This is a genomic window from Pseudomonas rustica, assembly GCF_018336155.1.
Taxonomy (GTDB): Bacteria; Pseudomonadota; Gammaproteobacteria; order Pseudomonadales; family Pseudomonadaceae; genus Aquipseudomonas; species Aquipseudomonas rustica.
Genome location: NZ_JAGYHF010000007.1, coordinates 107,040 through 119,555, shown reverse-complemented (window position 1 = coordinate 119,555; position 12,516 = coordinate 107,040). Strand labels below are relative to the sequence as shown.

Genomic DNA, 12,516 nt, shown 5'->3' with positions numbered 1-12,516 from the left:
CCGCTCCCACAGGGGAATGCATTTCAAATGTGGGAGCGGGCTTGCTCGCGAAGGGGCCATCAGCCCCGGCGCAAATGCTGGATCAAACCCCGGCTTTCGGCGATTTCACCGAATCATTCCCGGTCACTGTCGCCGAACTGGTCGCCGCTTCGGCATTCGCCTTCAGCTTGCTCAACTCTTCCCCGGCACGTTCGATCTTCGCGCGCACGTTATTCATGTCCTGACGGCTCTTTTCGATCAGGCTTTTCACCAAGCTGTGCCCGGTGATCCCGCGAGCCATGGCCACGCCGCCAATCGCCACCTGAATCAAACCGAACACACCGCCACGGCGCAGGCCCTTGCCGACCATGATCACGCCACCGGCCAGCGAGCCGATGCGCTCCCAGCCTTCGACGTTCTGCTCGGAACGGCTCTGAAACGGGGTGGATTCGATACGCTCGACGCGTTTGAGCTCGGTCATGATCTTTCTCCAGGCTATGAGTAATGGATAAATAAGCTGACTGCGCGAGCGGTCAGCTTGTTCCATCGGATGTGCGACGCTTCAGCGGAATTTCGGCCCGGAGCGCGTATTCAGGCCTTTGGCCATGCGGTCGTAGAGCACGACGTTGACGGTGGCAGCGAGGTTCATGCAGCCGCTGGTCGGGATGTACACGACGTCTTCGCACCAGTCGCGGATCTCTTTATCCAGCGAACCGTCTTCAGGGCCGAAGATGTACAGGGCGCGATCCGGGTGGGTGTATTCCGGCAGCGGGCGGGCGCCTTCGACCAGTTCCACGGCGACGGGGACGCAGTTGAGCGGGAGGATCTTTTTCAGATCGTCGATGCCGATCAGCGGAATGTCGTAGTGCACGCGCTTGGTGTCGGTGACGAAGTCGGCGGCGCGTTCATAACGCTTGCCGGTGTAGAACACCGATGCCACGCCGTAGCAGCCTGCGGCGCGCATCACCGAACCGACGTTCTCCGGTGATTTGGGGTTATACAAACCAATGCAGCTGTACCGTTTGTCTGCCACGAGCGGGGTGCCTTCGGGAAAAAAGAGCGCGATTATACGGGGATTGGGCGGTTGTGGTCAGATCATGGATTGGCGGTGTCTGGACGGCCGCCTTCGCGAGCAAGCCCGCTCCCACATTGGTTTTGTGTACGCCACAGATCCAATGTGGGAGCGGGCTTGCTCGCGAAGGGGCCAGTCAGACCCATACAGATCTCTAATCTTCTTTCTTCATCAACCCGGCCAGCGCGGCAAACGGGTTGTGCGTCGCCTTGGCAATCTTCGGCGTGCTCAGCGAGCCTTCGCTGAAGTACTGCTGATCGGTATAGCGCGAGTGCTCGTTATCGTGGCAGTACAGGCACAACAGCTCCCAGTTCGAGCCGTCCTGCGGGTTGTTGTCGTGGTTGTGGTCGCGGTGGTGCACGGTCAGTTCGCTCAGGCGCTTGCCGGAAAATTCACGGGTGCAGCGGCCACAGACGTGCGGGTACATCTTCAGGGCTTTGTCGCGGTAGCCCATTTCCTTGTCGCGCTGGTTGTCGGCGAGGATGCGATCCAGCTTCGACGTATTGGTTGGGGTGGACGAACTCATGGGTTCACCTTTGTAAAAGACTAATGACGGTTATGGGCAGAGTTTAGCTCAGCCCTTGAGCTTCTCGGCAATCCAGATTGTGTGCCGCGTGCCCTTGTTGCCATGGGCGAAGACCTGAACTTCTTCGGCCTTGAAACCGGCCTTCTTCAATTTGTCGGAAAACAGCCGATCAGCGCTGGCTGACCACACGGCGAGCACGCCTTTCGGACGCAGTGCCTTGGCGCAGGCATTCAGACCAGCGGCGGAGTACAGCCAGCTGTTGGCTTTCTGGGTCAGGCCTTCGGGGCCGTTGTCGACGTCAAGCATGATTGCGTCGAAACCATTCGGCTCGCTTTGCAGCACCTTGGCCACGTCTTCCTGACGGATCACCGTGCGCGGGTCGAGCAGCGGACGACCGGACTTCTCGCCGAGCGGGCCACGGTTCCACTCGACCACGCCGGGCACCAATTCGGCGACCACTACTTCAGCGGTCTTGCCCAGATGCTTGAGCGCGGAGGCGAGGGTGAAGCCCATGCCCAGACCGCCGATCAGCACCCGCGAATCCGGCCGCCCGGCGACTTTGCGGCAGGGAATCTCGGCCAGCGCATCTTCGGAGCCGTGCATGCGCGTGTTCATCAATTGCCCGCCGTCGCCGCCCTGAATCTTGATGACGAAGTCCTCGCCATACTCGAACAGGCACAGGGCACCGCCGCTTTCGGGGATCGGGGTGGTGTCGAGCAGAACGAAACGTTTCATGGAAATCTCTACAAGGGGGAAGGCAAGCGGGCCCGTTGGGAGTAGCCTGAGCGCAGACTAGAGGCCAAACGGAGCCCTTGATGAAGCGCACCATTCTAACGGTCATTGCCCTGGCCGCGCTCTCGATTACTGCAGTGCAGGCGCAGCAGACCATTCCGGTCAGCCCGACGCCGCAGCCCGGCGCGCCCGGTACCGCAACACCGACACCGTATCCGCAGATCACCCCGATCAACATTCCCAAATCGGGTGCCGGCAGTGGCAGCCCGCCGCTGGTGCCGATTGAAATGCCGACTCCGCCGAGCAAAGATCAGCCAGTGCCGGGCATTGAACCGAGCGGCAGCAAGGCTAAATCGCCTGGCGGTTAGACCTGTTGTGCCGCCAGTTGGCCGTCGGCCATGCGCAGGCGTTTCGACAATGAGACGGCGAGGGCGCGGATGATCTTCGCGGCGATCTTCGGCGCGTCGTTGAGCATTTTTTCCAGCGAATCCTTGCCGAGGTTCAACAGTTGGCAGTTGCTCGCAGCGATGCAGGTGGCTGAGCGCCGTTCGCCGTCGAGCACGGCCATTTCACCGAACGCGCGGCCGCTGCGCAGAGTGGCCATGGTGATGACCTGGCCGTCGGGCCCGGTTTTCTGCACGGCGACCTGACCGGTGTGGAGGATGCACATGAAACTGCCGGCATCGCCCTCGCGGAATATCGCCTCGCCTTCCGCCACGGTGCTGATGCTGAAGTAGCCCGAGGCGGCGGCGAAGTCGGCCAGTTGCAATTGATCGAACAGGCCACAGTCCATCAGCCAGTCGCGGATTTCGTTGTTCAGGAAGGTTGGTTCTGACATGTCGGTGCGGTCTTTATTGTTTTCACATTTCAAGGCTATACACGGATCCCGTAGGAACGGGCTTTTGTGGCGAGGGGATTTATCCCCGCTCGGCTGCGCAGCAGTCGCAAATCCTGCCAACTCGGTGCTTCAGGAATACTGAGTTTGCAGGTTTTGGGGCCGCTTCGCAGCCCAACGGGGATAAATCCCCTCGCCACAGTGGGTCTGGAGTTAAGACCCAAGTGACCGACGGAGTTCCTCAGGCCAGGCCCAAAACCTTGAAGACAAATGCATATTCGAGTGCTACGTCACGTAATCCCTGATAACGCCCGCTCATCCCGCCATGCCCGGCGCCCAGCTCAGTCTTGAGCAGCAGCACGTTGTCGTCGGTTTTGCTCGCGCGCAGTTTCGCCACCCACTTGGCTGCTTCCCAATACTGCACGCGGCTGTCGTTGTAGCCGGCGATCACCAGTGTCGCGGGATAAGCCTGCGCAGTGACGTTTTCGTACGGCGCGTACGCCTTGATCCGCTCGTAAACCTCCGGCTCTTCAGGGTTGCCCCACTCGTCATATTCGGTGACGGTCAGCGGCAGCTCCGGGTCGAGCATGGTGTTGAGCACGTCGACGAACGGCACTTCGGCAATCGCCACGCCAAACAAATCCGGACGCTGATTCAATACCGCGCCAATCAACAGGCCACCGGCGCTGCCGCCGCTGATCGCCAGTTTTTCGGCCGTGGTGATGCCGTTGAGGATCAAAAACTCGGCGCAAGCAATGAAGTCGCTGAAGGTGTTCTGTTTGTGTTCCTGCTTGCCAGCGCGATACCAGGCTTCACCCAGCTCACCGCCGCCGCGCACGTGGGCGATGGCGAAGGCCATGCCGCGATCGAGCAGACTCAAACGCGCATGGGAAAACCATGGATCCAGGCTCGAACCGTAAGCGCCATAACCGTACAGATACAGCGGCACCGGTTTGCCGAGCATTTCGCGCTTCATCACCAGGCTGATCGGCACTTGTGTACCGTCCGGCGCAGTGGCCCACAGGCGCTGGCTGACGTAAGCGTCGGCGTCGAACGGGCCGAGCACCGGAGTTTCTTTCAGCACGGTTTGTTCGCCAGTGGCGAGGATCAACTGGCGCACCTGAGCCGGGCGATTCAGTGCTTCATAGCGCAGACGAATGCGATCGCTCTCGAATTCCAGGCTGTTTTGCACATAGAGGCTGTAGGCCGCGTCCGGTAATTGCACGCGATACGGCGCCAGGCCTTGTGGGTGAACTTCGATGATCGGCAGGCCACCTTCGCGCAAGCTCAGGGTCATGGCTTCGGTGTTGAGGCTGACGCCGTCGAGCATCACCGTGTCGCTGTGCGGGATCAGGTTTTGCCAGTCGGCTTCGGTCGGCGCGATGCCGGTATCCGGCGCCTGATACAGCGCGTAGTTGATGCCGTCGCGGTTGGTGCGGATAAACCATGTCCATGCGCCGTCGAGCAGGCCGTGATCGACGTCGTATTCGTGATCTTCGACTCGTGGCGCCAGGCACGTGAACGGCAAGTGCGGCTGATTGGCATCGAGCACCCAGACTTCGCTGGTGGTCTTGCTGCCCAGCGACAGCAGTAATTGCTGCTCGGAGCTGGAACGGTAGCAATGCAGGAAAAAGCGACCGTCCGTCTCAGTGAAGACTTCTTCAGCGGCGGTGCCGTCGAGGCGATAGCGCAGCAGTTTGTGCGGGCGATGGGTGTCGTCGAGTTCGCCGAAGAACAGGGTCAGGCTGTCGTTGGCCCAGGTCATGCTGCCGTCGCAGTCTTCGAATTCCAGCTCACTGACCTTGTCGTTGGACAGTTCTTTGACGAACAGCGTGTAAATCTCATCGCCCGTGGCGTCGACGCTGTAGGCCAGCCGCTGATGATCGGGGCTGATGCTGAACGCGCCCAGCGAGAAGAACCCGCCATTGGCCAGTACGTTCGGGTCGAGCAACAGTTGTTCGCGACTTTCATCAAGGGTCAGGCTGTCGTCGGCCGGACGCGGGCAGCGGTAGTGCCGCGCGTATTCGTCGCCAGCGGTGGTGCGCGTGTAATACAGGTACGGGCCCCATGGCGAGGGCAGGGACAGGTCGGTTTCGAGAATCCGGCCCTTGATCTCTTCGAACAGCGTTTCGCGCAGCTCGGCCTGATCGGCGGTTTGCGCTTCCTGCCAGGCGTTTTCAGCCTTGAGGTAATCGAGCACCGCGTCGGTGTCGCGTTCCTGCAGCCAGGCATACGGGTCGGCGCCGGGCGCCTTGTGGGCAATCGGAGCACTGCTGACGTTGGCGGATTGGGGCATGGAAGGCTCTCGAACAAAAAAATACGGAATAGGGTTTTCGCAGCTCTGGAATCCGCCGCAGACCCATGTGGGAGCGAGCTTGCTCGCGAAAGCGGTGTGTCAGATGACATTTGTTTCACTGACCCACCGCTTTCGCGAGCAAGCCCGCTCCCACAGGTCGTGTCTGTATTGGGACAAGCCGGACGGGCGAAAAGTCGTTACTATAAGCGCCTCTTTGCCTGCCTTGCCATGGACACCATGACCGAGAACGACTATCTGATCGCCTGGGGCCTCTACGCCTTTGCCGCCGTAGGCTGCCTGTTGGTATGGATGCGCCTGACCACTTGGATGTGGCGCTACCTGCGCGAGCCGCTGCGGGTGCTGATGGCGGTGTTGCTGTTCAGCCCGACCATCATTGACCCGGTGAAAGCCAAAGTTGCGCCGTCTATCGCCATTACCGCGCTGGATCTGGCGTTCAAGGTCGGCAACAACGCGTGGCGAGCGATCTCCGATCTGTTCATGTACAGCATGATCGCCCTCGGTATTTACCTGATCTTCGTGTTGATCCGTCTGCCAATCGAACGCGCGTCCCGTGCTCGCCGCGAGCAGGCAGAAGCCGCCAAGGCTGCCGCCCGTGCCGATGATCGCGATGACGATCAACCGTTCGGCGGCGTCGGCGATGACCGCTACGGTCGTCCGCCAGTCCCGAGCAATCCGCAGCGCACGCGGGTCGAGCCGCGCCTGTAATCCCGAGAGTCCGCACATGTGTGAATTACTGGGCATGAGTGCCAACGTGCCGACCGATATCGTGTTCAGCTTCACCGGCCTGATGCAGCGTGGCGGGCGTACCGGCCCGCACCGCGACGGCTGGGGCATCGCGTTTTACGAAGGTCGTGGCTTGCGCCTGTTTCAGGATCCGGCGGCCAGCAGCGAGTCGGAAGTCGCCAATCTGGTGCAACGCTATCCGATCAAAAGCGAAGTGGTCATCGGCCACATTCGCCAGGCCAACGTTGGCAAAGTCTGCTTATCCAACACTCACCCGTTCGTCCGCGAACTGTGGGGCCGCAACTGGTGCTTCGCGCACAACGGCCAACTCGCCGATTTCACCCCGATCAAAAGTTTCTACCGCCCGGTCGGCGATACCGACAGCGAGGCGGCGTTCTGCGATTTGCTCAACCGCGTGCGTGCAGCGTTTCCGGAACCGGTCGATATAGAAGAACTGTTGCCGGATCTGGTCGCGGCCTGCGCCGAATACCGCAGCAAAGGCGTGTTCAACTGCCTGCTCAGCGATGGCGACTGGCTGTTCTGCTATTGCTCGACCAAACTGGCACAAATTACTCGGCGCGCACCGTTCGGCCCGGCGCGCTTGAAGGATGTCGACGTAATCGTCGATTTCCAGGCGGAAACCACGCCCAACGACGTGGTCACCGTGATTGCCACCGAACCGTTGACCGAAAACGAAACCTGGACCCGCTACGAACCGGGCCAATGGAGCCTGTGGCGACGCGGCGAATGCGTCAGCCAGGGTAAGACCGAATAAGGATTGCGCGCCATGTTGCTCAGTTATCTACGGCTGGTGTTGTTCGCGGCGGGCCTGTTGATCGGTGTCCAGGTGCCGGGCTTCATCAACGATTACGCGAAACGCGTCGAAGCGCATCTGATTGAAGCGCAGACCGGATTGCGCGGCTTTCAAGGCACGGCTGATCAATTTTTCAAGGGTGATATGCAGGCGCTGGTCGCGCATTATCGCGCCAGTGAAGATCCGATATTCCGTAGCGATGCGGATAGCCTGAACACTTTGCTCACGCGTCAGGTGGCGTTGGACAAGCAGTTCCAGGCGATGCAGGGCCCTTGGTACATCCGCTTCCTGCAAGTGGTGCTGGCGGCGGATCCGGACATTCGCAAGGAAACCTGGAATGGCTACAGCTATCAGATTCTGCTGACCCCGGAAGCGATGATCTGGGGCATGAGCGGCGCGCTGTTGCTGTCGTTCGGGATCGAATGCGTGTTCCGTCTGATTGACTGGGTCGTGCTCGGCGGCCGACGCCTGCGCCAGAGCCGCCCGATCGAAGACCGCGATGTGCGCGGCCTCTGAAGATCGTTCCCACGCTCTGCGTGGGAATGCAGCCCGGGACGCTCCGCGTCGCAAAGCGGACGCGGAGCGTCCATTGAGGCATTCCCACGCGGAGCGTGGGAACGATCATGTAGGAGCTGCCGAAGGCTGCGATCTTTTGCTGTTAAGGGGTCAAAACCACATACCCATCACCAACCTTCTGCGCATACCCCGCCAACACCTGCTGACACAAGGTCACAATCTCCTCGACCCACTCAACCCCCACCCGCCACGACACCACCACCTGCAAATCCGGTGGCCGCTGATCGATGTCCAGCAACGTCAATTCCCCCCGCGCCAGTTCCTCCGCCACCAACACCGGCGGTAGCACGCCAATCCCGAATCCATCGCGCAACAATCGCGTGATCGCCGACACCGAATTCACGCAATTCAAACGCGGCGCCATCACGCCGTTCGCCTGCATCAACGCCAGAAGATCCTGATGCGGTCGGGAGTTTTTCGAGTAGGTGATGATGCGTTCCTGCGCCAGTTCAGCGAGGTCGGCGTAGTCGCGGTTGTAGATCGAATTACTGGCGACGATCCAGCCCAGCGGATGGCTGGCCAGTTCCAGGCTGCGCACACTTTCGTGGCGCACCAGATCGGTTTGCAGAACTATATCGAGAAAACCTTTTTGTAGCTGATCGCAGAGGTTCAGCGAGGTATCCGCCACCAGCTCGATTTCCACCCGTGGATACAGATCGGTCATCTGCGCCACCAACGGGCTCAGCCACGTGTGGATCACCGTGTCCATCACGCCGATGCGCACGCGGCCGACCTTGCTTGAGCGAGTCTCGATCGACTGCTTCAGCGCCGACATGGTGTCGAGCATCTGCTCGGCATAGTCGAGCACTTTCAGGCCTTCGGGCGTCAGGCTGACACCGCGCGAATCGCGCAGAAACAGCTTCACCCCCAGCTCGCCCTCCAGCACCGCAATGCGGCTGGAAATCGATGCCTGGGTGGTGAATAGCTTGTCGGCGGTCAGGCGAAAACTCTTCAGGCGGGCGACCCAGACAAAGGTCTCGAGAAACTTCAGGTTCATGGGCAAGGCTCGGGTGACAAATTTTTCTTATGCCTAAGGCGGGTTTTTATTCGTTGGACGCAGCACGCCCGGGCGACGAAAAATCGGCGCATCCGGTTCCCACGATAGGCGTCGTCGGGGCTACGAACAAGACCAATAAAAAACCTGCGGAGATAAGCCATGAGTGCTCCCGACACCCTAGAAGCATCCCCGGCACCGGCGCGTCCGGGGCCGTTCGACTGGTATCGCAACATCAATCAGCAGGAGCGCCGCACCTTCTGGAGCTGCAAGATCGGCTACGGTCTGGACGGCATGGACACGCAGATGCTCAGCTTCGTCGTGCCGACGTTGATTGCGATGTGGGGCATCACCACCGGCGAGGCCGGGCTGATTCATACCAGCACGCTGATTGCTTCAGCGATTGGCGGTTGGGTCGCCGGGATTCTCTCCGACCGCATCGGCCGCGTGCGCACCCTGCAACTGACGGTGCTGTGGTTCGCCTTCTTCACTTTTCTCTGCGGCTTCGCGCAAAACTACGAACAACTGCTGATCGCCCGCACCCTGATGGGCTTCGGTTTCGGCGGCGAATGGACGGCCGGCGCGGTGCTGATCGGCGAGGTGATCCGCGCCAAGGATCGCGGCAAAGCGGTGGGCATGGTGCAATCCGGGTGGGCGCTGGGCTGGGGGCTGACGGCGATTCTGTACGCGCTGCTGTTCTCGGTGCTGCCGCCGGAAGACGCCTGGCGCGCGCTGTTCATCCTCGGCATCGTACCGGCGATTTTTGTGATTTTCGTCCGCCGTCTGGTCAAGGATCCGGAGATCTATCGCGAAACCAAGGCCCGGCAAACGCCGGAGAATCAATCGAAATTTTACGAGATCTTCGCGCCGGGCATGCTCTTCACCACGTTCCGCGCTTCGCTGCTGACCACGGGAGCTTTGGGCGGTTATTACGCGATCACTTCCTGGCTGCCGACCTTCCTCAAGAACGAACGCGGTTTGAGCGTACTCGGTACTGGCGGTTATCTGGCGATGGTGATTGTCGGCTCTTACGTCGGTTACGTGATCAGCGCCTATCTGACCGATCTGCTCGGCCGCAAAAAGAATTTCATTCTGTTCGCGGTCGGCTCGTTCACCATCGTTTTGCTCTATACGCAATTGCCGGTGAGCAACGGCGTGATGTTGTGGCTGGGCTTTCCGCTGGGCTTTTTCGCCTCAGGGATTTTCAGCGGCATGGGCGCGTTTCTCACTGAGTTGTTTCCGACGCGGATTCGCGGTTCGGGGCAGGGTTTTTGCTACAACATCGGGCGGGCGCTGGCGGCATTGTTTCCGCTGCTGATCGGTTTGCTTAGCCAGACCGTGCCATTGAGTGTTGGCATTGGTGCTTTCGCGGCGGTGTCTTACGGCGTGGTGATCATCGCGGCATTGAGCCTGCCGGAAACCCGTGGCAAGCAACTCGATGCGCAGTAACTGATAACCTGCGAAACAAATTCCTACAGATAAAAAGACAAGACGCTACAGGAGTGTTCACCGTGAGCCGCCTGCTATTGAATTGCGACATTGGCGAGAGCTTCGGCAGCTGGACCATGGGTCTGGATGCCGAGGTCATGCCCTTCATCGATTGCGCCAACGTCGCCTGCGGCTTCCATGCCGGCGATCCGAGCATCATGCGCAAGACCGTCAGCATGGCGTTGAGCCACGGGGTCAAGATTGGCGCACATCCGGCTTATCAGGATCTGGTCGGCTTCGGCCGCCGTTCCATGGCGTATTCGGCGCAAGAGCTGCAAGACATCCTGCATTACCAGATCGGTGCACTCGACGGCATCTGCAAGGCGCAGGGTGGCGGGGTCAGTTACGTCAAACCGCACGGCGCGATGTACAACGACATGATGGCCAACCCGGCGCAATTGCGCGCGGTGATTCAGGCCGTGGCCGCGTACGACAGCAGCCTGCCGCTGATGTTGATGGCCACTCGCGACAACTCGGCCGCGCAGCAAATGGGTGATGAATATGGCGTGACGTTGTGGTTCGAAGCGTTCGCCGACCGCGCCTATGACAGCGCTGGCAAACTGGTTTCGCGACAACTGCCGGGGGCGGTGCATCACGACCCTGAAAAAATCATCGAGCAAGCGCTGACCATTGCCCGTGGCGACAACCTCACTGCCAGCGACGGCAGCGCCTTGCGTCTGCATGCCAATACCCTCTGCGTACACGGCGACAACGCCAGTTCGGTGGTCGCCGTGCAGGGTATTCGCGAGGCCTTGAATCAGCAGGACGCGCAATGAACCCAAGGATTGAAGTGGTGGCACTGGATTGCCTGATGCTGCGTCTGTTCGATGAAATCGCAGAAGCCAACATGCCGTGGATGCTCGCCGCCAGTGAGCGTTTGCGTACGGTGTTTGGCGCGCAATTGATCGATCTGGTGCCGTCGTACACGACGTTGATGGTGCATTACGATTTGACGGTTTTGAGCCCGAATCAGGCGCGGGAATTGATCGCTGAGGCGCTGATTGATCTGTCGCCGAATTCACGATCCGCCGGTCAATGTCATGTGCTGCCGGTCTGGTATGACTTGAGCGTCGGGCCGGAGTTGAGCTTGCTGGCTGAGCGCAGTGGACTCGCGGTGGATGAGGTGATCCGTCGCCACAGCGGCCGCGAATATCAGGTGTTCGCTCTCGGCTTCGCGCCGGGTTTTGCCTTTATGGGTTTGGTCGAAGAAATCCTCGCGGCGCCACGTTTGAACACGCCGCGCAAGAAAGTCGCCGCCGGCAGCGTCGGTATCGCTGAGCGGCAAACCGCAGCCTATCCCGTGGTCTCGCCCGGTGGCTGGAATCTGATCGGTCGTACGCCGGCGAAACTGTTCGATCGTCATCGCGATGGCTACAGCCTGATGCAACCCGGCGACACCGTGCGTTTCGAAGCCGTGAGCCATGCCGAGTTCATCAATCTGGGCGGCGACGACACGCCACTGGAGGCGCAGGCATGAGCCGATTGACGATTGAGGCGAGTACGGCGCTGTGCCTGTTGCAGGACGCCGGACGATTTGGTGTGCGGCATCTGGGCGTGACTCAGGGCGGCGCGGCGGATTGGAATTCCATGAGTTGGGCCAATTGGCTGCTGGGCAATGTGCTGGATGTACCGGTGATCGAAATCACCCTCGGCGGGTTTGCGCTGATCGCCGAAGAGGATTGCTTGCTGGCGCTGGCCGGGGCGGATCTTGGCGCGCAGGTTGATGGTCAGCCGTTGGCGCCGTGGCGCAGTTTCAAATTGGGCAAAGGGCAGAAATTGCAGTTCACGCAGCCATTGCTCGGTGCCCGGGCGTATCTTGCGGCGCCCGGCGGCTTTGACGCGCCGAAAGTGTTGGGCAGCAGCGCGACGGTGGTGCGCGAAGAACTCGGCGGGCTCGATGGCATGGGGTTGCCATTGGCCAAGGGGTCGATGCTGAGCTATTACGGGGACTCGCTGTGTGTTCGCGAAGTGCCTGTGGATTTACGGCCGGATCTGAAATCGAATGCGCCGCTGGATCTGGTGCTCGGCGCACAGATCGCTCAGTTCAGTGGGCAGAGTCTGTTTTATGTGTTTAATAGTGCGTGGACGCTGGACAGTCGCGCTGATCGCATGGGCATTCGCTTGCTGGGCAAGGCGCTGGAATATCAGGGGCTGCCGATGATTTCTGAGGGGATTCCGTTGGGCGCGGTGCAGGTGCCGCCGGATGGCCAGCCGATTGTGTTGCTCAATGATCGGCAGACGATTGGCGGCTATCCCCGGTTGGGCGCATTGACGCCGCTGGCGTTGGCGCGGTTGGCGCAGTGTCTGCCGGGGGCGCAGGTGCGGTTGCGGCCGGTGGTGCAAGACGTTGCGCATCGCGAGCACATCAAATATCTGCAGCGCTTCAGAAATAGCTAAAAGCATCGCGGGCAAGCCCGCTCCCACAGTGTCCGAGTTGTACACGAAATTTATGTACACCAC

At 60.5% G+C, this 12,516-nt stretch carries 15 protein-coding genes; 8 read left to right on the top strand and 7 right to left on the bottom strand.

The window, feature by feature from the left end; all coding sequences use genetic code 11:
* Positions 1-82: 82 nt before the first annotated feature.
* The 4 genes from KFS80_RS15065 to KFS80_RS15050 all read right to left on the bottom strand — a co-directional run bounded on the left by KFS80_RS15065 (position 83) and on the right by KFS80_RS15050 (position 2,312).
* Positions 83-460 (bottom strand): YgaP family membrane protein, encoded by a 378-nt coding sequence (locus KFS80_RS15065; protein WP_212545194.1) that lies wholly within the window; start codon positions 458-460, stop codon positions 83-85.
* Positions 461-541: 81 nt separating this feature from the next.
* Positions 542-1,012 (bottom strand): RNA methyltransferase, encoded by a 471-nt coding sequence (locus KFS80_RS15060; RefSeq protein ID WP_210700897.1) that lies wholly within the window; start codon positions 1,010-1,012, stop codon positions 542-544.
* Positions 1,013-1,205: 193 nt separating this feature from the next.
* Positions 1,206-1,577 carry a YajD family HNH nuclease gene (locus KFS80_RS15055; protein WP_007911336.1) on the bottom strand — a complete coding sequence of 124 codons (372 nt, stop codon included), beginning with the start codon at positions 1,575-1,577 and terminating at the stop codon, positions 1,206-1,208.
* A gap of 48 nt (positions 1,578-1,625) precedes the next feature.
* Positions 1,626-2,312 (bottom strand): spermidine synthase, encoded by a 687-nt coding sequence (locus tag KFS80_RS15050; RefSeq protein WP_007911335.1) that lies wholly within the window; start codon positions 2,310-2,312, stop codon positions 1,626-1,628.
* An 80-nt stretch (positions 2,313-2,392) separates the two neighbouring features.
* On the opposite strand from KFS80_RS15050, the gene KFS80_RS15045 reads away from it, so the two are divergent.
* The gene (locus KFS80_RS15045; protein ID WP_053118110.1) at positions 2,393-2,677 is read left to right on the top strand and encodes a hypothetical protein; all 285 of its coding nucleotides are present in this window, start codon (positions 2,393-2,395) and stop codon (positions 2,675-2,677) included.
* Here the strand turns inward: KFS80_RS15045 and KFS80_RS15040 are convergent.
* On the bottom strand, positions 2,674-3,147 hold the full coding sequence (locus tag KFS80_RS15040; RefSeq protein ID WP_008085900.1) for a Crp/Fnr family transcriptional regulator: 474 nt from the start codon (positions 3,145-3,147) through the stop codon (positions 2,674-2,676). The two genes, KFS80_RS15045 and KFS80_RS15040, sit on opposite strands and share 4 nt — an antisense overlap.
* Before the next feature lie 238 nt (positions 3,148-3,385).
* The gene (locus tag KFS80_RS15035; protein WP_212545193.1) at positions 3,386-5,440 is read right to left on the bottom strand and encodes a S9 family peptidase; all 2,055 of its coding nucleotides are present in this window, start codon (positions 5,438-5,440) and stop codon (positions 3,386-3,388) included.
* Positions 5,441-5,668: 228 nt separating this feature from the next.
* Between KFS80_RS15035 and KFS80_RS15030 the strand changes: the two genes are divergently transcribed.
* Genes KFS80_RS15030 through KFS80_RS15020 form a run of 3 tightly spaced genes read left to right on the top strand, consistent with a single transcriptional unit; the run spans position 5,669 to position 7,514 of the window.
* Positions 5,669-6,166 (top strand): hypothetical protein, encoded by a 498-nt coding sequence (locus KFS80_RS15030; RefSeq protein WP_053118114.1) that lies wholly within the window; start codon positions 5,669-5,671, stop codon positions 6,164-6,166.
* A gap of 16 nt (positions 6,167-6,182) precedes the next feature.
* Positions 6,183-6,959: a class II glutamine amidotransferase gene (locus KFS80_RS15025; RefSeq protein ID WP_053118116.1), complete on the top strand. Its 777-nt coding sequence runs from the start codon at positions 6,183-6,185 to the stop codon at positions 6,957-6,959.
* Between the two features lie 12 nt (positions 6,960-6,971).
* Positions 6,972-7,514 carry a DUF2937 family protein gene (locus KFS80_RS15020; RefSeq protein WP_053118118.1) on the top strand — a complete coding sequence of 181 codons (543 nt, stop codon included), beginning with the start codon at positions 6,972-6,974 and terminating at the stop codon, positions 7,512-7,514.
* 142 nt (positions 7,515-7,656) lie between these two features.
* Here the strand turns inward: KFS80_RS15020 and KFS80_RS15015 are convergent, their stop codons facing one another.
* A complete protein-coding gene (locus KFS80_RS15015) occupies positions 7,657-8,571 on the bottom strand; it encodes a LysR family transcriptional regulator (RefSeq protein ID WP_212545192.1) in 915 nt (304 codons plus the stop codon).
* A 159-nt stretch (positions 8,572-8,730) separates the two neighbouring features.
* Between KFS80_RS15015 and KFS80_RS15010 the strand changes: the two genes are divergently transcribed.
* From KFS80_RS15010 to KFS80_RS14995, 4 genes are all read left to right on the top strand, one after another.
* Positions 8,731-10,017 (top strand): MFS transporter, encoded by a 1,287-nt coding sequence (locus tag KFS80_RS15010; RefSeq protein ID WP_212545191.1) that lies wholly within the window; start codon positions 8,731-8,733, stop codon positions 10,015-10,017.
* Between the two features lie 62 nt (positions 10,018-10,079).
* A complete protein-coding gene (locus KFS80_RS15005) occupies positions 10,080-10,832 on the top strand; it encodes a 5-oxoprolinase subunit PxpA (protein WP_212545190.1) in 753 nt (250 codons plus the stop codon).
* Entirely contained in the window at positions 10,829-11,533 is a 705-nt protein-coding gene (gene pxpB / locus KFS80_RS15000; protein ID WP_212545189.1) for a 5-oxoprolinase subunit PxpB, read from the top strand. The genes KFS80_RS15005 and pxpB overlap by 4 nt, the downstream gene beginning before the upstream one ends.
* Positions 11,530-12,453 carry a 5-oxoprolinase subunit C family protein gene (locus tag KFS80_RS14995; protein WP_212545188.1) on the top strand — a complete coding sequence of 308 codons (924 nt, stop codon included), beginning with the start codon at positions 11,530-11,532 and terminating at the stop codon, positions 12,451-12,453. The genes pxpB and KFS80_RS14995 overlap by 4 nt, the downstream gene beginning before the upstream one ends.
* Positions 12,454-12,516 lie beyond the last annotated feature (63 nt).